This window comes from Nitrospirota bacterium, assembly GCA_030684575.1.
Classification (GTDB): Bacteria; Nitrospirota; Nitrospiria; order Nitrospirales; family Nitrospiraceae; genus Palsa-1315.
In genome coordinates this window covers 60945-80013 of record JAUXVD010000014.1, presented here as the reverse complement: position 1 = coordinate 80013, position 19069 = coordinate 60945, and the positions used below count along the sequence as shown (strand labels likewise).

The window sequence follows — 19069 nt, the reverse complement described above, 5'->3', positions numbered from 1 at the left end:
GCCTGTCTGATCCAGCCTATCGCTATTCGACAATCGTCACCGTCATCTCGATCCGCTCGTTCGGCAGATCGTGATCGTTTTTTGGCAAACTCACGATCCTGTCAGCGATACCAAGGCCCTTGGTCACCTCGCCGAATGCCGTGTATTTGCCGTCGAGGAAATGAGAAGGCTCGACCACAATGAAAAATTGCGACCCGGCCGTATCGGGCTCCGTCGCTCGTGCCATCGACACAATACCGCGCTTATGAAGGATATCGCTGAACTCCGCCTTGAGGAGGATGGGATTTCCCTTCTCATCCTTCGGCCCACCGGCTCCGTACGTCTCCTTGCGCAACGAGTTCTTGGTGTTGGGATCACCGCCCTGGATCATGAACCCCGGAATGACCCGGTGAAAAATCGTCCCATCGTAAAATCCTGACTTGGCCAGCTTGATAAAGTTTGCAACATGGTTCGGCGCCACATCGGGAAAGAACTTGAAGTGAATCTCCCCGAATTTGGTCTTGATGATGGCTCTCGGACCAGGGGCAGGAGGAGGCACAACCGGTTTCACCTCCGCCTTTCCTCCACAGCCGGTGAGCAGGCCGATCGCCAATACCAGTCCACAGAGCATGACGCTCCTCATGGTGACCGCATCACGCATCATGGTTTCTCTCCCCCGCATTGCTACTCGACCACTGTAATCGTCATGTCCACACGCTCATTCGGAAGGTCACGATTGTTCCTTGGTGTGCTGACAATTTTATCCGCCACATCCATTCCCCTCACGACTTCACCAAACACCGTGTACTGCCCATCGAGAAAATTCGAATCCTTCACGACGATATAGAACTGTGAACCGGCGCTATTGGGATCGCTCGTGCGCGCCATGGAGAGAATCCCCCGTCTGTGAGGAATCTCGTTAAATTCCGCTTTCAGCCGATGGCCCGGTCCCCCCTGACCATAGGTCTCCGGCTTGTTCAGATCTTTCGTGTTGGGATCGCCGCCCTGGATCATGAACCCGGGAATCACCCGATGAAAGATGGTCCCGTTGTAGAATCCTGATTTTGCCAACGAGACAAAGTTTTTGACATGTTCGGGGGCCTTGTCTGGGAAAAATGCGATCTCGATCTCGCCAAACCTCGTGGCAATAATCGCTCGTGTTCCTTTCGCCCCTTCTACTTTCCCCGCTTTCACTGCCGGAGCCTTATCCGCCGCAGAGACTACGCCCATTCCCCACAACAGACTTACGCCTACCACCAGCATCATCGCCATCCGTCCTACCATCACTCGTCGCTGCATCATCTACCTCCCTGAAATGAGAACTGGTCTCGTGGTGAACCCCATACCCTAACCCTGCCGCCAGCATTAGCGCCCTACCTGTTCGAGGGCCTGCTTCGCCGCCTGTTGCTCTGCTTCTTTCTTGCTTCGTCCTGATCCCATGCCCACAACCTCGCCCTGGATGGACAATTCTACCTCAAATAACTTCTGATGATCGGGGCCTGATTCTCGAACGGTCGCGTAACGGGGCAAGGTGTCATGCCTCTTTTGGCACCATTCCTGAAACTGCGTCTTGTAGTCGCCGGCTCCCGGTTGTTCCTGCTGCGCAGCGACATTCACAAGTTCCCCTGCGAAAATATGGCGCGTCACCGTGCGGCTAGCATCGAACCCTCCGTCAAGATGCACGGCGGCCAGCACCGCCTCCAGCGCATCGGCCAATAACGAGTCTTTCTCGCGGCCCTTCGAACGGTCTTCCCCGCGGCCCAGCTTCAAATGCTCCCCCAGGCTCAACCGTCGAGCCACAGCCGCAAGCGAGGCCTCACTCACCAACTGTGCCTTTAACTTCGAGAGAGCCCCTTCTGAAGACTGCGGCAATGATGACGCGAGATATTCACTCATCACCAGCGACAACACGGCGTCACCCAGAAATTCGAGCCGCTCGTTATGTTGAGGCGAAACCGATTTCTGTTCGTTGACGAGAGAAGAATGGGTCAAGGCTTCCTCAAGCAAAGCCATGGCCTTGAATCGATAGCCTAAGGAGGATTGGAGCGAGTCGATGGAAGAAACCGACGTCATAGTGGCGAGTAGATCCCCTCGCACAGATCTGTTAGGCGTCCGGCTTTTTAAAGAGCAGACAGGCGTTAACCCCGCCGAATCCAAACGAATTCGACAGCGCGACTGTCACGGCAGCCGGTCTGGCCTTGTGAGGGATATAGTCCAGATCGCATGCAGGATCGGGATGATCCAAGTTGATCGTCGGAGGCAGGATCCCGTGGTGAAGCGCCAGCACGCTGAATACTGCCTCAATGCCACCAGCGGCCCCGAGTAAATGGCCGGTCATCGACTTGGTCGAACTCACCGGAATCTGATAGGCCCGTTCACCGAATACCTGCTTGATGGCCTTGGTCTCGATGGCATCCGCCATCGTCGACGTCCCATGCGCGTTGATATACCCGACCTGGTCCTTGCCGATACCGGCATCCTTGAGCGCCAGCTCCATACAGCGAACTGCGCCTTCTCCCTCTTCGGACGGAGCGGTAATATGGTAGGCGTCGCTGTTCATGGCATAACCGATGAGTTCGGCATAGATCCGAACTCCGCGACGGCGTGCATGCTCCAGTTCCTCCAAGACCACGACCCCAGCGCCTTCGCCGAGCACGAACCCATCGCGATCTTTGTCGAACGGCCGGCTCGCTTTCGTCGGGGCATCGTTGCGAAACGACAAGGCTTTCGACGCCGCAAACCCTGCGACCCCCAACGGGGTAATGGCGGCTTCGGCCCCGCCGGCAATCATGACATCGGCATCACCGGCCTGAATCAGTCGAAATGCGTCGCCGATACAATGGTTGCCCGTCGCACAAGCCGTCACGGCACAAGAGTTCGGCCCCTTGGCACCCAGTCTGATCGCCACCTGTCCAGAAGCCAGGTTAATGATGGTCATCGGAATGAAAAATGGCGAGACTCGCCCGGGGCCTTTTTCCTGCAAGATCTTGTGGTAATGCTCGATCGATCCCAGCCCCCCGATGCCCGATCCGATATAGACGCCGACTCGCGTGGCCTCTTCTGGCGCCACGGTGAACGAAGCATCATCCACCGCCAGCTGGGCAGCACCCACGGCATAATGGATGAACGCATCCATTTTTTTGATTTCTTTCTTCTCGATGAACTGCGCGGGATCGAAATCCTTTACTTCCCCGGCAATCTGGGCATCGTACGCGGCGGGATCGAATTTGGTGATCCGGCCTATGCCGGATTCACCGGCACAAATCGCCTTCCAGGTTTTGTCAACACCGGTCCCCAGAGGCGTGATCAGCCCCAAACCGGTGACGACGATTCGCCTAGTCGAACGAACAGTCATAACATCCTCTGTCCCTTAGGCCTTTTCCTTGATGTAGTCCAAGGCTTTCCCGACCGTCAGGATCTTTTCTGCGTCTTCGTCGGGGATCTCGATCCCGAATTCTTCTTCAAGCGCCATCACCAGCTCGACGGTATCGAGCGAGTCGGCACCGAGGTCTTCCACGAAGCTGGCCTCAAGCGTCACCTCGTCCTCCTCCACTCCAAGCTGCTCGCCGATAATTTTCTTGACCCGTTCTTCTACAGTACCCATTGATTTTCCTGCCTCCTTCCCCATCGTAGATCCTCCTTCTTGCTGCGAATCTGTCGCCGCAGCATCTTACAACACTCTGACCACCGTCGTCAGGGCATCAACATTCCCCCGTTCACATGCAACACATGCCCCGTGATATAGGCGGCCTCGTCCGATACGAGAAACCGTACCGCCGCCGCAATATCGGCCGGTGTACCCAATCGTCCCAACGGGATTTGCTTTTGGAGGGTGTCTTTCACCTCGGTCGATAATCCCTGCGTCATAGCGGTGTCGATAAAGCCCGGCGCAACAGCGTTGACCGTCACCGCGCGGCTCGCATATTCCCGCGCGACCGTCTTCGTCAACCCGATCACCGCCGCCTTCGATGCCGCGTAATTGGCCTGGCCCACATTCCCCATCACGCCGACGATCGACGCAATGTTGACGATACGACCATACCGCTGCTTGGTCATCGGGAGCAAGACCGCCTTGATACAATTGAACGTCCCGGTCAAATTAACTTGCAGCACCAGGTTCCAGTCTTCTTCCTTCATCCTCAACAACAAGCCGTCACGCGTGATCCCGGCATTATTGACCAGAATGTCGACCTTCCCCCATTCCTTGATGACCTGATCGACCATGGCTTTGGTGTCGGTGCCGTCCGCCACGTTGACTTTGACGTTCAGCGCCTTGCGCCCCAACTGCTCCACCGCCGCCACCGTATCTTTCGACCGGCTCGGGTCGAGGTCGGCCACCACAATATCGGCCCCGGCTTGCGCCAACGCTTCTGCGATCGCCCGGCCGATTCCTTGCGCCGCGCCTGTAACAATCGCAACTTTACCTTGAAGTGACATCCGCTCGCTCCTCACCTTCCTTTATGCACTGAACGCCGTACGGGTCGCCTCGAACGACTTCGGATCGTTGACGTTCAGGATCACCGCGTCCGGCACAATTCGTTTAATCAAACCGCTCAACACCGTTCCAGGCCCAACCTCGACGAACGTCGTCACACCCATCGCGGCCATCGCCTTCACCGAATCTTCCCAGAGCACTGATGACGGAAGTTGTCGTACCAATGAGGCCTGAATATCACCGGCTTTGGTGATCGGCCTGGCTTCCGCATTATTGATCAATGGCATCTTCAGATCGGACCATCTGATTGCCGCTAGCTCTCCAGCGAGCCGGTCAGCCGCTCCCTGCATCAGCGGCGTATGCACCGGCACACTGACGGGAAGGGGTATCGCCTTCTTACAGCCCTTGGCCTTTGCCAATTCAATCGCCCGTTCCACCGCGGCCTTTTCACCGGCAATGACCACCTGACCCGGCGAATTGAAATTCGCCGCAGCCACGACGCCGGCAACGGAAGCTTCCCGACAGACCTCTCTCACCACGTCTGCGGCGAGACCGAGCAATGCAGCGACGAGCCCTGTCCCTGGCGGCACGGCTTCGGCCATATACCGACCTCGCTTCTGCACGATCCCCACCGCTTCACGATAGGTCATTCCCCCGGCGGCGACAAGAGCCGAGTATTCACCCAAGCTATGTCCGGCCACTGCGATCGGCGCGAGATCCAACGACTTACACACATGAAATGCCGCCATGCTGCTCACGAATAACGCTGGCTGAGTATATTCCGTGAGATTCAATCGTTCGGATGGCCCCTCAAAACATAATGCGGCAATATCGTATCCCAGGACCGATGAAGCCTCATCGTAGAGACTCCTGATGTCCGGATAGGCCTCGGCCAACGCCTTCCCCATCCCGACAGACTGGGACCCCTGCCCCGGGAACACCAACCCGATACTGGATGCTCTTCTTGATTGGAGATTCGTCATACTACTGGCGTGATCGCACGGGGTTACCGGTTACGTTCATCATGACCATCATCGACGTTGGAGCAAGCGCCCAGCACCCTCTCCGTGAGCTAGATATCGTCGAATTCCCCTTGAATGTCAACGGGAAAAGTTCTCCGGATCCGTCAGTGCATCCCTCTCCGCGATCGTCGATTCCTCTGAACTAAGCGCTGATGGCTGATCACATCTTCTGCTACCATCGAACGAGTGCCGATGCCCAGGTGAGCCCAGCCCCGAAGGCCCCTAACATCACAAGACTTCCCTCTTTGATTCGCCCCTGGCGCACCGCTTCATCTAAGGCGATGGGAATCGAAGCGGCCGAGGTATTTCCATACCGATCGAGGTTCAGCATCACTTTTTCAGGCGGGAGCCCGAGACGGCTGGCCACGGCCTTCAGAATTCGTATATTGGCCTGATGCGGAACGTAGAGGTCGAGGTCTTCCACTTGGAGATTATTCGCGGCCAAGGTCTCACGCGCGACTTCCTCCAAGGTTCGAACCGCCACCTTAAACGTCTCGTTCCCCTTCATCTTGATGTACTGCATCCGTTCCGCCACGACCGTTTCAGACGGCGGTAGGCGTGACCCGCCACCCGGCACGGCAATCAAATCGCAAAGATTGCCATCGGAACGAAGATGCGTGGAGAGAATCCCACAGTCGTTCTCACTGGCGCTGATGACGGCCGCTCCAGCCCCATCGCCGAACAGGATACAGGTATTGCGATCGGTCCAGTCGGTAATGGCCGACATCACTTCCGACCCGATGATCAACACATGGCGCATGCCGGACTTCACATAGGCATCCGCCACCGATAACGCATAGACGAAGCCGCAACAAGCGGCCGACAGATCGCAGGCCGCCGCACGCGTAGCCCCAAGCCGATGTTGAATCAGACAGGCGGTTGCAGGAAGGGGATAGTCACCCGTGCAGGTGGCCAACAGGATCATATCGAGATCGGCCGCACGCACTCCCGCGGCGGCCAACGCCCGCTCCGCCGCTTTCACAGCCAGATCAGAGCAGGCCTCATCGGGACCGGCCACGTGCCGCTCGCGAATGCCCGTCCGTTCGACAATCCAGTCGTCTGAAGTGGCCACCATCCGTTCGAGATCGACATTGGTCAGCACCTTGGCCGGCACGTACGATCCGGTCCCTGCAATGCGGGCCCTCATGCCGGCGTTTCCTCAATGGGCTTGGGTTGCATGAGGCTCTCTTCAATATCGCGCTGAATCAGCGCATCGACACGACTCTCGGCCAATCCCTTTGCCAGACGGATGGCATTCTTGATCGCCTTAGCGGACGAACGGCCATGGCAAATCACCGTAATGCCGTTAACACCCAGAAGCGGCGCCCCGCCGAATTCGGCATAGTCGATTTTCTTCTTCAAATTCAACAGCGGCTTGGCAATGAGCGGATAGGCTAAGCGGCCGAAAAAGGATCCGGATATTTCCTTGAGCAGCAATTTCTTGATCGTATCGGCCACGCCCTCTGAAATCTTCAACGCGACGTTCCCGATAAACCCATCACAGACCACCACGTCAGCGCTCCCACTATAGACATCACGGCCCTCGACATTACCGATGAAATTGAGCGGACTGGCCTTGAGGAGCTTGAACGCTTCCTTCGTCACTTCGTTCCCCTTGCTGTCCTCTTCCCCGATGCTCAACAACCCGACGCGTGGATTAGGCTTTTTGAACAGATGCTTGCCGTATTCATTCCCCATGATGGCGAATTGCGCCAAATGCTGGGCACTACAGTCCACATTGGCCCCGACATCTAACATAATAGCCATGCCAGTCAGCGTGGGCAGGCAGGTTGCGATCGCCGGACGTTCGACGCCCTTCGTCAGCCCGAGTACAAAGAACGAGGCGACCATGCTGGCGCCGGTATTCCCGGGACTGACCACCGCACTGGCCTCGCCGCTCTTGACCAACTCGGTCGCGATCCAGATGGAGGAGTTCCGTTTCTTACGGGCTACGGTTGCAGGCGATTCGTGCATCTCTACGACTTGCGACGCATGACGAATAGACAGACGTGAATCCGTACAGCCCAGACGGCGACATTCGGCAGTGAGAATGGCCTCGTCGCCGACGAGCAGAATCTCGACATCACATTCTTGGGCCGCCTGGAGAGCTCCCTCAATAACCGGGGCCGGTCCATGGTCGCCGCCCATGGCATCAAGCGCAATCTTCATAGAAGCCAAGTACTCATAGTACGATGATGTGTCAGGGGGTCACGGAAGACAAGCAGCCGTCACCACGCTATATGCGGCAGGAGTTTAGAGCAGTGAACTGGTTGACGCAACAGGCAAACGGACAACATTCTGATGGAGTCCATATAGCCCCAGTGCCCTGCAGGCACGAACCAACAACCGACCGCCAGCCTGTCGAGCAGGCCGGTCAATATGACGTCTAGGAAATCCGTAGCGAGGACGATGTTCCACGTACTCCGTTGCGTACGTGGAACGAGAGTCTACTAGGATTCTTCGACTTGGATGACTGCCTTACCCTTGTAGGTTCCGCAATTCAAGCAGGTGTAATGCGGGAGCTTGATCTCATGGCACTGCGGACAGACGGACATGCCCGGCGGGGTCATCCGCAACTTTTGGGTGCGCCGCGTGTCGCGTCGTTCCCGTGAATGTTTATGTTTCGGATTTGGCATGGCAACTCCTTCTCACTCTCGATAGCAGGCGGTCACGCTAGGATGCTGACGATCCGCCGGTCTTGCGTTTCGTGCCCTGAACCACCCGAAAGGTCGGGATCGGTGGCTCCGCGGCACATTGACAGGGCCCCTCATTCAAACTTTTCCCACATCGTGCACAAAGCCCCAAACAGTCGTCGCTGCAGATTGGCTGCATCGGCGCGGCCAGGATGACATGTTCGCGCAACATGGGAGCCAATTCTAAAAAATTGCCTTGATATTGATACTGGTCATCCAGGTCTTCCTCTTCTTCAGCCACCACAACCTCTTCGCGGGCCTTCCGAGGATCGACTCGCTTCGGGTGGCGCGGCGGAGACTTCGGCTCAGGGATGAAAGCCGCCCTCACCGAAAAAGCCAAAGGATCCTCGTACTGCGTCAAACACCTCACACATTCGCGGAGGATCGTACCTTCAAGCACACCGGTCACCGCAACGAGCCCCTCGACGTTGGTTAGATCCAAACTCACCGCGAGCGGACCACGAGCGATGGCATCATCCTCGGTCAGGCCGAGTTCTTCAGCCGTGACCTCGCCGACGAGCGAAAGCCCGTCTGCTGTAATGCTAGCCAGCGGCGGCGTTAATAGATTCATCGTGGCCCCTACCTGCATGCCCGTCCCCAACGTCAATCGTTACGTTATCGCTCTTCCGCAAAACTGATCAGCGCGATATGCCGAGCCCGCTTGACGGCAGCCGTCAATTCGCGTTGGTGCCTCATACAATTACCGGAAATACGCCGCGGAACGATCCGCCCACGCTCCGTAAGGAAATTTCTCAATAGCCCGACGTCCTTGAAATCGATCGCGCCTTTTTCAATGCAAAACCGACAAGGCCGGCGACGCTGAAAAAACCGTCCGCCGCCACCGCCTCCGTCCCGATCTCCGCCCTGTTCACGCTCCATAACCGTCTCCCTTTTTGTTAGACGTGCTCGTCGGGTTCATAGCCGGCATCATCATGCGCTGGTGGCTCAACCCCGCCGCCGCCATCCTGGCGTTTCGGCATAAACGTCACCGTTTGGGCCACGACCTCGTGCTTGCTGCGCTTTTGGCCGTCTTCCGTTTCCCATCGGCGTTGCTGGAGTCGCCCGTCAACGATGACACCACTCCCCTTACTGAGATACTGCCCGCAATGTTCCGCCTGTTTGCCAAAGACCACAATGTCGACAAAGCAGACTTCCTCTTTTAATTCTTCGCCCTGCTTGTACCGCCGACTGACCGCAAGCCCCAAGCTGGCCACCGGCGTCCCGTTCGGCGTATACCGCAGCTCGGGATTCCGCGTGAGATTCCCGATCAAAATGACTTTATTAAACCCGGCCACCGGCGAACTCCTCCGATGACGTTTCAAGCGGCCGTGGTGGCACGAGTTCTTTTTTGAGATGGACGGTCAAGAACTTGAGGATGGGGTCTTCCAGCCGGTAGGACCGTTCCAATTCACCGACCGTGATGTTGGGCGCCCTGAAGTAAAAATAGGCGTAGGTGCCCTTGCGCTCACGCTTCACTTCGTACGCGAGTTTCTTCTTGCCCCAGTTTTCTGACTTGATAAACTGCGCACCGGTCTTCTCTGCCACCGCCTTCATCTTCTCAATGAGGGCAGCGGTCTCTTCGTCGGTAAGAGACGTACGAATAATAAACAGAGACTCGTAGAGCTCCATGCAGCAATCCTCCTGGACAAAGGCCCCCGAACCAGTCGGGAGCAAGGTGTAGGTACGCTGGATTCAGCCAGCGCGAAGGGGTGAAGCTACCATAGCCTTGAAGAAACTGTCAAATGAAAGGGGAGGCCCTGCGTGAGCTTTCACGCTGGCCCAACCGCACGTCGACTCCTAGATTTCTTCAGTACTGCCGGCAGAAATCAGCTTAATGGCGCGCCTTCATCTCCTGCCGGCTTCTCGCGGATATTGAACTGATTCATGGCCACGGCTGTCCCCCTGTGGATCAAACATTCCAATGCATCGACGACGCGATCGAGACAGGGATTCAACACCTCGAGTTCTTCTCTCGTGAACGCCTGCAGCACATAATCCGCCGAATCCTGACGCGGTACCGGACGGCCGATTCCGATTTTTATTCGTATAAACTGAGTCGTGCCGAGCGTCTCGATGACCGACCTGATGCCGTTATGTCCTCCGTGACCGCCCTCTTGCTTGATGCGGAGACGCCCCATCTCAAGGTCAAGGTCGTCGTGGAGAAGGATCAGATCTACAGCAGTTAATGAATACTCGCGGAGGAGGCCTTTGAGCGGAGGACCGGTGATGTTCATCCAGTCGAGCGTGCCGGCAAGTTCAAGGAGTTCCGACCCGAGTCGCCCGGATCCTCGCTGCGCGATCCCGCGCCTAGCGAGACGGATGGACCATCGAGCGGCGGCCCGCTCGATGGCCAACATTCCGATATTGTGACGAGTCTGAGCATAGGCCGCACCAGGGTTGCCCAGCCCAACGATGAGATGCACTGTTACTTCTTCTTTTCGGCTTCTTTCTTCTCAGCTTTTGGTGCCGCAGCACCCTTCTTATCGCCGCCCTTGGCATCAGCCGCCGCCCCGGCCTTCCCTGCTTCGCCGCCCTCAGCACCTTCAACCTTGCCTTTGCCTGCCACTTCAGGCTCTTTCCCGCCCTCAACTCCGACTACGCCGCTCGCAAGGAGCGACTCCAGCTTGGCTTCCGTCATCGGCGCCGCCACACTCACAACCATATGCTCAGGATCGTCAAGAAATTTGATCCCTTCGAGCTCAGCGACATCTTTCAAGTGGAGGCCTTGGGAAATATTCAGCCCCGACGCATCAACTTCGATAAAATCTGGCAACGCAGCCGGCAAACACTCGATGTGCAACTCACGCATGTTGTGGTGAAGAACACCGCCTTCCTTCACACCAGCAGGCACTCCGCCGGTCAAATGGAGAGGCACTTTCACACGAATCGGCTTGTTCATCGAGATTTCAAACAAATCCGCATGCAACACATTTCCTTCGACCGGATCGACCTGGAAATCGCGCAAGAGTGCGGTCCGTTTCGGAGCCGACTTCGCACCAGTCAGCGTCAGCGACACGAGTGCGGTCCCTCCTGCCTGTGCCTTCAAAATTTTGACCAAGCTATCAGGCTCAATCGTCAAGAGCAGACATTCGCCCTGCCCGTATAGCACGCCTGGGATCTTGCCCTCTCGCCGAAGCTGGCGCGCCGCACCTTTTCCTGTTTTCTCTCTCACGGTGACTGCTAGTTCGAATTTCATGATACGCCTTCGCCCCCTTCTCGCTGGTCTTCAGATGTCTCAGTCTCGTAATTAGGCAAACAATGAACTCACCGACTCATCTTCATGGATACGCCTGATCGCCTCACCGAGCAGTGGTGCGACCGACAATTGATGCAACTTCGGGCAGATCTGCTCTTTGCCCCGTAACGGAATCGAATTAGTCACGATCACCTGCCTCAAGCAGGATTGTTGAATCCGGTCCAACGCCGGCCCGGTGAGGACCGCATGGGTACAAGCCGTCCATACTTCACGCGCCCCTTTATCGAGACAGGCTTGAGCCCCCTTGACGATGGTGCCCGCCGTGTCGATCATGTCATCCAGCAAGAGCGCGCTCCTGCCCGCCACGTCACCGATGATGTTCATGATCTGCGTCTGGTTGGGTCCCTCTCGCCGCTTATCGATGATCGCCAAGTTTGCTTGAAGCCGCTTGGCAAACGCGCGAGCCCGCTCGACACCGCCGGCATCGGGGGACACAACGACCAGATCGTCTACTTTTTGTTTCGTAATGTAATCCAATAATACGGGAAGCGCGTAGAGATGGTCCACTGGTATGTTGAAGAATCCCTGAATCTGCCCCGCATGCAGGTCCATCGTGAGAACACGGTCTGTGCCGGCGGTGGTGATAAGGTCGGCCACGAGTTTTGCTGAAATCGGCACACGTGGCTGATCCTTACGATCTTGACGGGCATAGCCGAAATACGGAATGACTGCTGTGATCCTATCCGCAGAGGACCGTTTGAGCGCATCAATAATAATCAACAGCTCCATCAGGGAGTCGTTGACCGGCTGACAGCTGGATTGCACGACGAACACATCTGCGCCGCGAACGTTCTCCTCGATCCTGACGCGAATCTCGCCGTCACTGAATGACGCCACCGTGGCCTCGCCAAGTTTTGTCCCAAGGTAGGCACAAATCTCATGGGCCAGGGCCGGATTTGCATTACCAGAGAATATCTTTAGCTCTCTGCTCATCGATTCCCTAGAAAATCCTTTGAATACGATTACGAAGGGTCTGATTTCGTGCGTGGTTCATCTCGACCGCGGGCGTAGGTTGGCGTAGTAAATGCCCGCCCACCGCTGTTCGCTGCGCGCTGTTGAGGGAGCCAACTAAGGGGTCAGAATGTAACGGAATGTACGGAGGCTTGTCAACCAAGGCCTATCGCGAGAGTTCTTCTTGCACGAGAAGCGCGCCGGAACAGGTAGGGACAACGAATACCGTCATCAACGGGTCACTGGCCAACTTAGACTGGGCCAGGCGCGCGACCGTCTCATTGGTGAAGACCCCGAACACCGTTGCCCCGCTTCCGGATAGCAGCGCAATTTCAGCTCCTTGAGTCTGCAAAACCTGCTTGATCTCCCGGAGCCGCCCATGGGCGGCAAAAACCGGCGCCTCGAAATCATTCTCTGCCGCGGCAATGAGTTGAGCCCAACTCACCCGCGATTGCCGGTCGAGTTCGCACTGCGCTGGTGACAGCGGCCTCACACCCGTCCTACTTGCAGCTAGCTCTTGATACGCCCACTTGGTATTGACCCCAAACCCTGGATTCGCAAGCACAATCCAGCGCGGCTCCTCAACAACGACGGGCCGAACGGTTTCTCCCCGACCTGCCACGAATGATGAAGGAGCGAACAGAAAGAACGGGACATCGCTCCCCAGCGATTGCCCGACATCGGCCATCTCCAGCGAAGACCATCCAAGCCGTAACAAACGGTTCAGTCCTAAGATGGTCGCTGCGGCATCGCTGCTCCCTCCACCCAGGCCCGCCCCCATCGGAATGCGTTTTCGAAGTTCAATCTCGAGACCGATCGACGACTGGGCTCTCTCCACCACCGCAGCGGCTGCGCGAAACACGAGGTTACTTTGGTCAGCAGCCAACTGACCGGCATCACAGCTCAGGTAGATGCCCTGCCGTCCGGGACAGAGCCTGATCTGCACCTCATCTTCCAGCGCGACCGTCTGCATAATCGACCAGAGATTGTGGAACCCGTCTGGACGGCGGTCGAGGATACGGAGAATGAGATTGATTTTGGCCGGAGCACACACGGTGATCTCGGAGGGATTCAACTGCGAATTAATCACGGCCACCCTTGATCGCATACTTCTCTAGCCGATAACGAAACGACCGCGTGTTGAGCTTCAGTAACCTGGCAGCCTTTTTCTTGACCCACTGGGCCCGTTCCAGCGCCTGCAGCAATAAAGCCTTTTCAATGCCGTTGATCAACCCTTCCAAATCCACGCCATCTTCCGGCAGATCCGTAGGCACCCCCTGCTGCTGAGGAGTCACCACACGGTGGAGCCAACCGCGAATATCTTCATCCGATACAGGCGCACCGGCGGAAAAGGCGACAACCCGTTCGAGCAAGTTTTCAAGCTCGCGCACGTTGCCGCGCCACTCATGGCCCAATAACACATGCATCGCCTCCGGCGTCAAGACAGGAGCTGGCTTTCCGCTTTCCTGAGAAAACTTTTCCAGGAAATGCTTCACGAGTAACGGAATATCCCCGGTACGAAGCCGCAATGGCGGGAGCCGGATCGGGATGACATCTAAGCGGTAATATAAGTCTTCACGAAACGACCCGTCGGCCACAGCCTTTTCAAGGTCTTTATTGGTTGCGGCCACGATGCGCACATCAACCTTCACGTCCTGGGTCCCGCCCACCCGCCGGAACTCTCGCTCCTGAATCACACGCAACAACTTCACTTGAATCGTAGGGGTGGTGTCGCCGATTTCGTCCAGAAAGATGGTGCCGCCATTGGCGATTTCAAACAACCCGGCTTTATTGGCCATCGCCCCGGTAAAGGACCCTTTCATGTGCCCGAACAGTTCGCTTTCGAGCAACGTCTCCGGCACAGCGCTGCAATTCACCGCCACAAACGGCATCGGACTCCGGGCACTGTTATAGTGGATCGCGCGCGCCACCAACTCTTTGCCTGTTCCGCTTTCCCCGCAAATCAGCACATTGCTCTTGGCGTCTGCGACCTTGCGCACCACATCGAACACCTTCTGCATGCTCTCACTCTGGCCGACGATCTGCGCAAACGACGATTGGCTCGCCATTTCGCGCTTCAAGAGAATATTTTCCGTCGAGAGTCGCCGCTTCTCCAGAGCATTGCGGATGATCAGCTGCACTTCATCGACCTGGAACGGCTTGGTCAGGTAGTCATACGCGCCCTGCTTCATCGCATCGACCGCCGAGTCCGCAGTCGCGAATGCCGTAAGGACCAGAACGACGGTTTCGGGAGACGAGGACTTCACCGCCTTGAGGACCGCCATGCCGTCGGCTTTCGGCATGCGAAGGTCGGTGATCACGAGATCGAAAATTTCCCTATTCACATGACTGATAGCCTCTTCGCCGTCCGAAGCTTCGGTCACGGCATACCCGGCTCGTGTGAGCATGATGCTCAGGACCTCGCGGAGACTTCGCTCATCATCAACAACTAGGATCTTTTCCACGGCGTTCGTCCCTCATGCCACAACCGCATCCCGGCATCTCCAGAACGCGGCATACAGACCACAAACCGTGAGCCCTGACGCTCCTGACTTTCGACCTTGATCCAGCCCCCGTGCAAATCGACGATACGATGCACGGCTGCGAGACCCAGTCCAGACCCTTCTTTCTTCGTCGTGAAAAACGGAAGGAATATTTTATCCAGATTCTGCTTCGGAATGCCTTCGCCGGTGTCCTGAAAAGCAATTTCGATGACATCCCCCTTGCGGCCGCCGGCATCGACGTGACGACAGCCTGTCGAAATCGTCAACTGTCCTCCCTCCGGCATCGCCTCAAAGGCGTTCGTCGCCATATTCCAGAAGACTTGCCGGAACTGATCTTGATCGACCAGGGCCGTGAGCATCCCCGTTGCCAGGGATGTCACAATTTTGATATGTGAACGAGTTCGCGCTTCATGTTGAACGAGATCAAGCGTCTCGGCAAGTACTTTATTGAGATCGTGCTCGGCAAGATTCAGTGCCGGAGGACGGGCATACTGGAGAAATTCCGTGATGATATTGTCGAGCCTGGTGGCCTCTCGAATCGCAATGTCCATCAGCCGGCGATTGGTTTGATCTTCCGTCGCATCTTTCCGAAGCATTTGCATGGCGCCTGCCAACGCGCCAAGCGGATTCCGAATTTCATGAGCCATTCCAGCAGACATTTCACCCAAACTTGCCAGCCAATCCTTACGCCGCATCTCCTCTTCGAGATCCCGAATCTGCGTCAGATCCTTAAACACACCAACGAGGCCTGTCTGCTTCCCCTGCTCATGCAACGGAGAAAGGGTCATACCAAGGATCAGGCGATTGCCGTCAGCACGCTTACATTCGACCTCAAATCGCGTCGTCGACGACAGGGAATCGCCAAGCAGCTCGTCTGATTCCTGAGCAGGATGCCAATTAAAGATTTCGCGCCAAGGACGCCCGACCACCTGGGCGATCGTATACCTAGTCGCTTCCTGTGCCGCCGGATTGAATGAGGTGATGCACCCCGTAGCATCTGCCGTAAATACGCCGCTGCTGATACTATGGACAATATTCTCGTGAAAGACCTGGAGCCGGGTCAACCCCTGTTCCTTCTCGCGTAACGATTGGTCCGCCTGCTGAAGCTGATCTGCTAAGGTTCCGCCAAGAATTCCGACGACCAGCAGCGCAAGCGCATAGACGCCGAATGTTTGAAACGTTTCAGGCGCCGTCAGCCGGCTCGGCGGTAGCCACCCCCACCCTTCAGCAAGACCGTACAGTTGAATGTTGGTTAAGAGCCCGAACAGAATGATACCGAAACAGGCGGCAAGAAGCCCCACGCGTCGGCGAGGGACGAGACTGGCCACCGCTACCGTCATGACATACAACACCGCGAAGGGACTCTCGCCCCCCCCTGTCCTCGCAACCAACACCGTTTCAAGAAGGAAGTCGATCCCAACCTGAGCCCAAAGGAATATCGTGAGCGCGACTGATGAGGTTAGCCTACGGAGCAGGAAAGCGGAAGGAATCGTCAGAACGTACGCGAGAACGATCAGGGCATAAAACGTTTCAACCCGCCCGCCCTTCACAACTTGGAAAGCGAGAGACAGGCCGAGCGTCAGACTCACGAGAGCGAGCCGAATCCCCATGAGCCAATACAGTCTTATGCGCAACTCACTCATGAGTGAAAAGCCTCTGGACAAGAAGAAGAATCGGCGGGATATGAAGAAAGATGTGCTTCGCTCATTCTCTTCGAATTAGGAGGCCAACAGCCGCCTCATCGCACATTCGGTGAGGCGGCGAGAAGTTTAGCCCTAAGAGCTCAGCGCCTTCATACTGGGAGACAGGCCTCAACTCCGCGAGAGGGACGGCGACCGCCAGTCTCTATCCGATGGCAGACGCCATCTTGAAGATCGGGAGGTACATCGCAATGACGATAAACCCAATCACAACCCCCAAGAACACCATCATCGCCGGCTCAAGTAATGCCGTCAACGAGGACACCGCCTGATCGACTTCCTCTTCGTAGAAGTCTGCAATTTTCCCCAACATCGCATCCAGCGCGCCGGTTGATTCACCGACGGCGATCATATGCGTCACCATCTTCGGGAAAACCCCGCTGGCGGCTAAGGGGTCTGAAATGGTCTTTCCGCCGCTGATACTGACACGCGCGTTTAACAAGGTTTCTTCAACAACCTTATTGCCCGAGGTCTTTGCACAAATGGTCAACCCGTCGAGAATGGGAACCCCACTGGTCAGCAATGTCCCAAGCGTGCGGGTGAACTTCGCGACAGAAGCTTTTCTGATTAAATCTCCAACGACTGGCAACTTGAGCAACAACGTATCGATGACCTTCCTCCCTTGAACGGTCGCATAATACTTCTTCACACCCATGATGGTCCCCACAATACCCCCGAGGATGACGTACCAGTACGCGATAAAGAAATTACTGGCGTCGATGACCACTTGGGTTGGGCCAGGCAACGCTACTTTCCCGCCTGACAACTCCAGAAACATCTTTGCAAAGATCGGGATGACAAATATCATGAGCACCGCGATCACAATAACCGCAACCCCCATGATCGCGGAAGGATAGATCATGGCAGATTTGATCTGCCCTTTGAGTTTCATCGCTTTCTCGATGTACACGGCAAGACGCGTCAAAATTGTATCGAGCAACCCCCCCACCTCACCCGCATGGACGAGGTTGACATACAGATCGTCGAACACTTTGGGGTGACGCCGCAAGGCATCCGAAAAGGTCGAGCCGGCTTCCACCTGAGTCTTCACTTCTCCGATCGTCTCTCGTAGCACTTTATTCTCGGACTGGGTCGAGAGAATTTCGAGACATTGCACCAACGGCAGACCTGCATTAATCATCGTGCCAAATTGCCGCGTAAACACGACCAAATCTTTATCGGTGAGGCCAGAGCCAAGACTCAAGTTGAATCCGCCTGAGCCTCCCTTCTTTTCATCAAGACTAGTGACGACGACGCTTTGTTTGCGGAGTTGATCCACCGCCTCATCTCGGGTCTTCGCGCTCAGCTCGCCCTTCTTGACGGCACCTGATCTGGTTCGTCCGACATATGCAAAGGTAGCCATACGCAACACTCACCCTTCGATGTGGCCATGACCATGGCCGGTTGTAAACTGAGAGGAATACCTACCAGGCGAGTCTACTAACCACCCCCAAACCTGTCAAACGAATGCACAATCTCTGCGCGGGCAAAGAGGCAGGCAGGCTCAAGCCCTACAAAATACTAGCTGCTCAGCGCACTCGTATGCCGGTAGCCTCGGTAGAGATAATGCAACCCTGACAGGAGTGTAAAGGAGACCATGACAAACAAGAGGGATAGCATGACCATGGGAGGAACTTTGATGTGACGCGAACTCAGAAATATCACCGTCACAATATAGGAGAGCTGGAGCAGCGTGGTGCCCTTGCCCAGGAACGTGGGCGCAATATCCACGTGGGATTCCGTGAAATGCGCCACCGCCGTCCCGAGCATCAGGATCAAGTCTCGGCTGACCACAAGAATGGTGACCCACGACGGAATCAAATGAATCATCGAGAGTGTGATGAACCCGGAGGTAAGGAGCAGCTTATCGGCCAGAGGATCCAGCACGGCTCCAAGCCGGGTATGCTGATTCATCACGCGAGCGATGGCCCCATCAAGCGCATCGGTCAGCCCTGCCACGATAAGCACGATGAGAGCTTGATCGAATCTGCCGTAGACAAGCAACCCGATGTAGCAGGGAATCAGGAGAATGCGAAGGATGGTCAAGCTGTTGGGAATATTCATCGCGTCCAAAGCAACACACGTCGACCGATCGCAACGGCACGAAATGATAGGGGGGCATCAAGAGGTTGTCAACGGCTTGCAGTCGGCACAGCCCCTCCTTATAATCAGGGCCCTAGACCGTTCCAAGTGGGTATCATGGAGGTGGTGATGAGTTCGCTTCCGCTACTTTTCAAAAAAGAAGGTCTCGTTGAAAAGCACCAGGTCGAAGGAGTCGACCCGAGCGATCGGTACTTCAATCGCGCAGTCCTCGTCAATCGAACCACCTCAGGCTACGCCGCCAAGACCATGTACGAAGCCCTGACTGTCGAGGGGCACTCGCACCCAACTATTCCCGCTGCGGTACAAGAGCTCATCAACGCCATGCAGGGATTCGGCTTCAGCAGATTGAGAACGCGCGCGAATTTTAAAGGCACGAAATATCTCGCCGAAAAAGAAACCTGGGTTGAGTACCAGGACCCCGCGTAG

General features: G+C 56.3%; 23 protein-coding genes. 1 reads left to right on the top strand and 22 read right to left on the bottom strand.

Annotated elements, in window-relative coordinates:
• Nucleotides 1–22: 22 nt before the first annotated feature.
• The 22 genes from Q8N00_10350 to Q8N00_10245 form a co-directional block, all read right to left on the bottom strand.
• On the bottom strand, nucleotides 23–643 hold the full coding sequence (locus Q8N00_10350) for a peptidylprolyl isomerase (protein MDP2383193.1): 621 nt from the start codon (nucleotides 641–643) through the stop codon (nucleotides 23–25).
• 20 nt (nucleotides 644–663) lie between these two features.
• On the bottom strand, nucleotides 664–1131 hold the full coding sequence (locus Q8N00_10345; protein ID MDP2383192.1) for a peptidylprolyl isomerase: 468 nt from the start codon (nucleotides 1129–1131) through the stop codon (nucleotides 664–666).
• A gap of 213 nt (nucleotides 1132–1344) precedes the next feature.
• The gene (gene rnc / locus Q8N00_10340) at nucleotides 1345–2052 is read right to left on the bottom strand and encodes a ribonuclease III (protein ID MDP2383191.1); all 708 of its coding nucleotides are present in this window, start codon (nucleotides 2050–2052) and stop codon (nucleotides 1345–1347) included.
• Nucleotides 2053–2083: 31 nt separating this feature from the next.
• Nucleotides 2084–3334, bottom strand: coding sequence for a beta-ketoacyl-ACP synthase II (gene fabF / locus Q8N00_10335; protein MDP2383190.1), 1251 nt, complete (start codon nucleotides 3332–3334; stop codon nucleotides 2084–2086).
• 15 nt (nucleotides 3335–3349) lie between these two features.
• Nucleotides 3350–3583, bottom strand: coding sequence for an acyl carrier protein (gene acpP / locus Q8N00_10330; protein MDP2383189.1), 234 nt, complete (start codon nucleotides 3581–3583; stop codon nucleotides 3350–3352).
• Nucleotides 3584–3672: 89 nt separating this feature from the next.
• Nucleotides 3673–4416, bottom strand: a complete 744-nt coding sequence (gene fabG / locus Q8N00_10325) for a 3-oxoacyl-[acyl-carrier-protein] reductase (protein MDP2383188.1) — start codon at nucleotides 4414–4416, stop codon at nucleotides 3673–3675.
• A gap of 21 nt (nucleotides 4417–4437) precedes the next feature.
• Complete coding sequence (fabD, locus tag Q8N00_10320; GenBank protein ID MDP2383187.1) at nucleotides 4438–5397, bottom strand: ACP S-malonyltransferase; 960 nt, start codon at nucleotides 5395–5397, stop codon at nucleotides 4438–4440.
• Nucleotides 5398–5608: 211 nt separating this feature from the next.
• Nucleotides 5609–6583, bottom strand: coding sequence for a beta-ketoacyl-ACP synthase III (locus Q8N00_10315; GenBank protein MDP2383186.1), 975 nt, complete (start codon nucleotides 6581–6583; stop codon nucleotides 5609–5611).
• Nucleotides 6580–7605, bottom strand: a complete 1026-nt coding sequence (gene plsX, locus Q8N00_10310; GenBank protein MDP2383185.1) for a phosphate acyltransferase PlsX — start codon at nucleotides 7603–7605, stop codon at nucleotides 6580–6582. The genes Q8N00_10315 and plsX overlap by 4 nt, the downstream gene beginning before the upstream one ends.
• A gap of 281 nt (nucleotides 7606–7886) precedes the next feature.
• On the bottom strand, nucleotides 7887–8072 hold the full coding sequence (gene rpmF / locus Q8N00_10305; GenBank protein ID MDP2383184.1) for a 50S ribosomal protein L32: 186 nt from the start codon (nucleotides 8070–8072) through the stop codon (nucleotides 7887–7889).
• Between the two features lie 37 nt (nucleotides 8073–8109).
• Entirely contained in the window at nucleotides 8110–8700 is a 591-nt protein-coding gene (locus Q8N00_10300; protein ID MDP2383183.1) for a DUF177 domain-containing protein, read from the bottom strand.
• A gap of 44 nt (nucleotides 8701–8744) precedes the next feature.
• Entirely contained in the window at nucleotides 8745–9008 is a 264-nt protein-coding gene (gene rpsR / locus Q8N00_10295) for a 30S ribosomal protein S18 (GenBank protein MDP2383182.1), read from the bottom strand.
• A 17-nt stretch (nucleotides 9009–9025) separates the two neighbouring features.
• Nucleotides 9026–9424 carry a single-stranded DNA-binding protein gene (locus Q8N00_10290; GenBank protein ID MDP2383181.1) on the bottom strand — a complete coding sequence of 133 codons (399 nt, stop codon included), beginning with the start codon at nucleotides 9422–9424 and terminating at the stop codon, nucleotides 9026–9028.
• On the bottom strand, nucleotides 9411–9758 hold the full coding sequence (rpsF, locus tag Q8N00_10285) for a 30S ribosomal protein S6 (protein MDP2383180.1): 348 nt from the start codon (nucleotides 9756–9758) through the stop codon (nucleotides 9411–9413). The genes Q8N00_10290 and rpsF overlap by 14 nt, the downstream gene beginning before the upstream one ends.
• Nucleotides 9759–9955: 197 nt before the next feature.
• Complete coding sequence (gene pth, locus Q8N00_10280; protein MDP2383179.1) at nucleotides 9956–10552, bottom strand: aminoacyl-tRNA hydrolase; 597 nt, start codon at nucleotides 10550–10552, stop codon at nucleotides 9956–9958.
• A 2-nt stretch (nucleotides 10553–10554) separates the two neighbouring features.
• Nucleotides 10555–11325 carry a 50S ribosomal protein L25 gene (locus Q8N00_10275; protein MDP2383178.1) on the bottom strand — a complete coding sequence of 257 codons (771 nt, stop codon included), beginning with the start codon at nucleotides 11323–11325 and terminating at the stop codon, nucleotides 10555–10557.
• Between the two features lie 51 nt (nucleotides 11326–11376).
• Nucleotides 11377–12318 carry a ribose-phosphate pyrophosphokinase gene (locus tag Q8N00_10270; protein ID MDP2383177.1) on the bottom strand — a complete coding sequence of 314 codons (942 nt, stop codon included), beginning with the start codon at nucleotides 12316–12318 and terminating at the stop codon, nucleotides 11377–11379.
• 184 nt (nucleotides 12319–12502) lie between these two features.
• Nucleotides 12503–13432, bottom strand: coding sequence for a 4-(cytidine 5'-diphospho)-2-C-methyl-D-erythritol kinase (ispE, locus tag Q8N00_10265; protein ID MDP2383176.1), 930 nt, complete (start codon nucleotides 13430–13432; stop codon nucleotides 12503–12505).
• Nucleotides 13419–14801: a sigma-54 dependent transcriptional regulator gene (locus tag Q8N00_10260; GenBank protein ID MDP2383175.1), complete on the bottom strand. Its 1383-nt coding sequence runs from the start codon at nucleotides 14799–14801 to the stop codon at nucleotides 13419–13421. Before Q8N00_10260 ends, ispE begins: the two co-directional genes overlap by 14 nt.
• Nucleotides 14786–16483: an ATP-binding protein gene (locus Q8N00_10255; protein MDP2383174.1), complete on the bottom strand. Its 1698-nt coding sequence runs from the start codon at nucleotides 16481–16483 to the stop codon at nucleotides 14786–14788. Before Q8N00_10255 ends, Q8N00_10260 begins: the two co-directional genes overlap by 16 nt.
• A gap of 202 nt (nucleotides 16484–16685) precedes the next feature.
• Nucleotides 16686–17903 carry a type II secretion system F family protein gene (locus Q8N00_10250; protein ID MDP2383173.1) on the bottom strand — a complete coding sequence of 406 codons (1218 nt, stop codon included), beginning with the start codon at nucleotides 17901–17903 and terminating at the stop codon, nucleotides 16686–16688.
• Between the two features lie 158 nt (nucleotides 17904–18061).
• Nucleotides 18062–18604, bottom strand: coding sequence for a CDP-alcohol phosphatidyltransferase family protein (locus tag Q8N00_10245; protein ID MDP2383172.1), 543 nt, complete (start codon nucleotides 18602–18604; stop codon nucleotides 18062–18064).
• Between the two features lie 147 nt (nucleotides 18605–18751).
• On the opposite strand from Q8N00_10245, the gene Q8N00_10240 reads away from it, so the two are divergent.
• Nucleotides 18752–19069 carry a hypothetical protein gene (locus tag Q8N00_10240; protein MDP2383171.1) on the top strand — a complete coding sequence of 106 codons (318 nt, stop codon included), beginning with the start codon at nucleotides 18752–18754 and terminating at the stop codon, nucleotides 19067–19069.

What these genes read in the sequence shown, in the direction of transcription:
- Q8N00_10300 (MDP2383183.1), bottom strand. Translation starts at nt 8,700, where the DNA reads ATGAATCTATTAACGCCGCCGCTGGCTAGCATTACAGCAGACGGGCTT.
- Q8N00_10245 (MDP2383172.1), bottom strand. Translation starts at nt 18,604, where the DNA reads ATGAATATTCCCAACAGCTTGACCATCCTTCGCATTCTCCTGATTCCC.
- Q8N00_10250 (MDP2383173.1), bottom strand. Translation starts at nt 17,903, where the DNA reads ATGGCTACCTTTGCATATGTCGGACGAACCAGATCAGGTGCCGTCAAG.
- Q8N00_10350 (MDP2383193.1), bottom strand. Translation starts at nt 643, where the DNA reads ATGATGCGTGATGCGGTCACCATGAGGAGCGTCATGCTCTGTGGACTG.
- Q8N00_10275 (MDP2383178.1), bottom strand. Translation starts at nt 11,325, where the DNA reads ATGAAATTCGAACTAGCAGTCACCGTGAGAGAGAAAACAGGAAAAGGT.
- Q8N00_10255 (MDP2383174.1), bottom strand. Translation starts at nt 16,483, where the DNA reads ATGAGTGAGTTGCGCATAAGACTGTATTGGCTCATGGGGATTCGGCTC.
- rpsF (MDP2383180.1), bottom strand. Translation starts at nt 9,758, where the DNA reads ATGGAGCTCTACGAGTCTCTGTTTATTATTCGTACGTCTCTTACCGAC.
- fabF (MDP2383190.1), bottom strand. Translation starts at nt 3,334, where the DNA reads ATGACTGTTCGTTCGACTAGGCGAATCGTCGTCACCGGTTTGGGGCTG.
- fabD (MDP2383187.1), bottom strand. Translation starts at nt 5,397, where the DNA reads ATGACGAATCTCCAATCAAGAAGAGCATCCAGTATCGGGTTGGTGTTC.
- rpsR (MDP2383182.1), bottom strand. Translation starts at nt 9,008, where the DNA reads ATGGAGCGTGAACAGGGCGGAGATCGGGACGGAGGCGGTGGCGGCGGA.
- fabG (MDP2383188.1), bottom strand. Translation starts at nt 4,416, where the DNA reads ATGTCACTTCAAGGTAAAGTTGCGATTGTTACAGGCGCGGCGCAAGGA.
- acpP (MDP2383189.1), bottom strand. Translation starts at nt 3,583, where the DNA reads ATGGGTACTGTAGAAGAACGGGTCAAGAAAATTATCGGCGAGCAGCTT.
- Q8N00_10270 (MDP2383177.1), bottom strand. Translation starts at nt 12,318, where the DNA reads ATGAGCAGAGAGCTAAAGATATTCTCTGGTAATGCAAATCCGGCCCTG.
- rnc (MDP2383191.1), bottom strand. Translation starts at nt 2,052, where the DNA reads ATGACGTCGGTTTCTTCCATCGACTCGCTCCAATCCTCCTTAGGCTAT.
- Q8N00_10315 (MDP2383186.1), bottom strand. Translation starts at nt 6,583, where the DNA reads ATGAGGGCCCGCATTGCAGGGACCGGATCGTACGTGCCGGCCAAGGTG.
- rpmF (MDP2383184.1), bottom strand. Translation starts at nt 8,072, where the DNA reads ATGCCAAATCCGAAACATAAACATTCACGGGAACGACGCGACACGCGG.
- plsX (MDP2383185.1), bottom strand. Translation starts at nt 7,605, where the DNA reads ATGAAGATTGCGCTTGATGCCATGGGCGGCGACCATGGACCGGCCCCG.
- Q8N00_10240 (MDP2383171.1), top strand. Translation starts at nt 18,752, where the DNA reads ATGAGTTCGCTTCCGCTACTTTTCAAAAAAGAAGGTCTCGTTGAAAAG.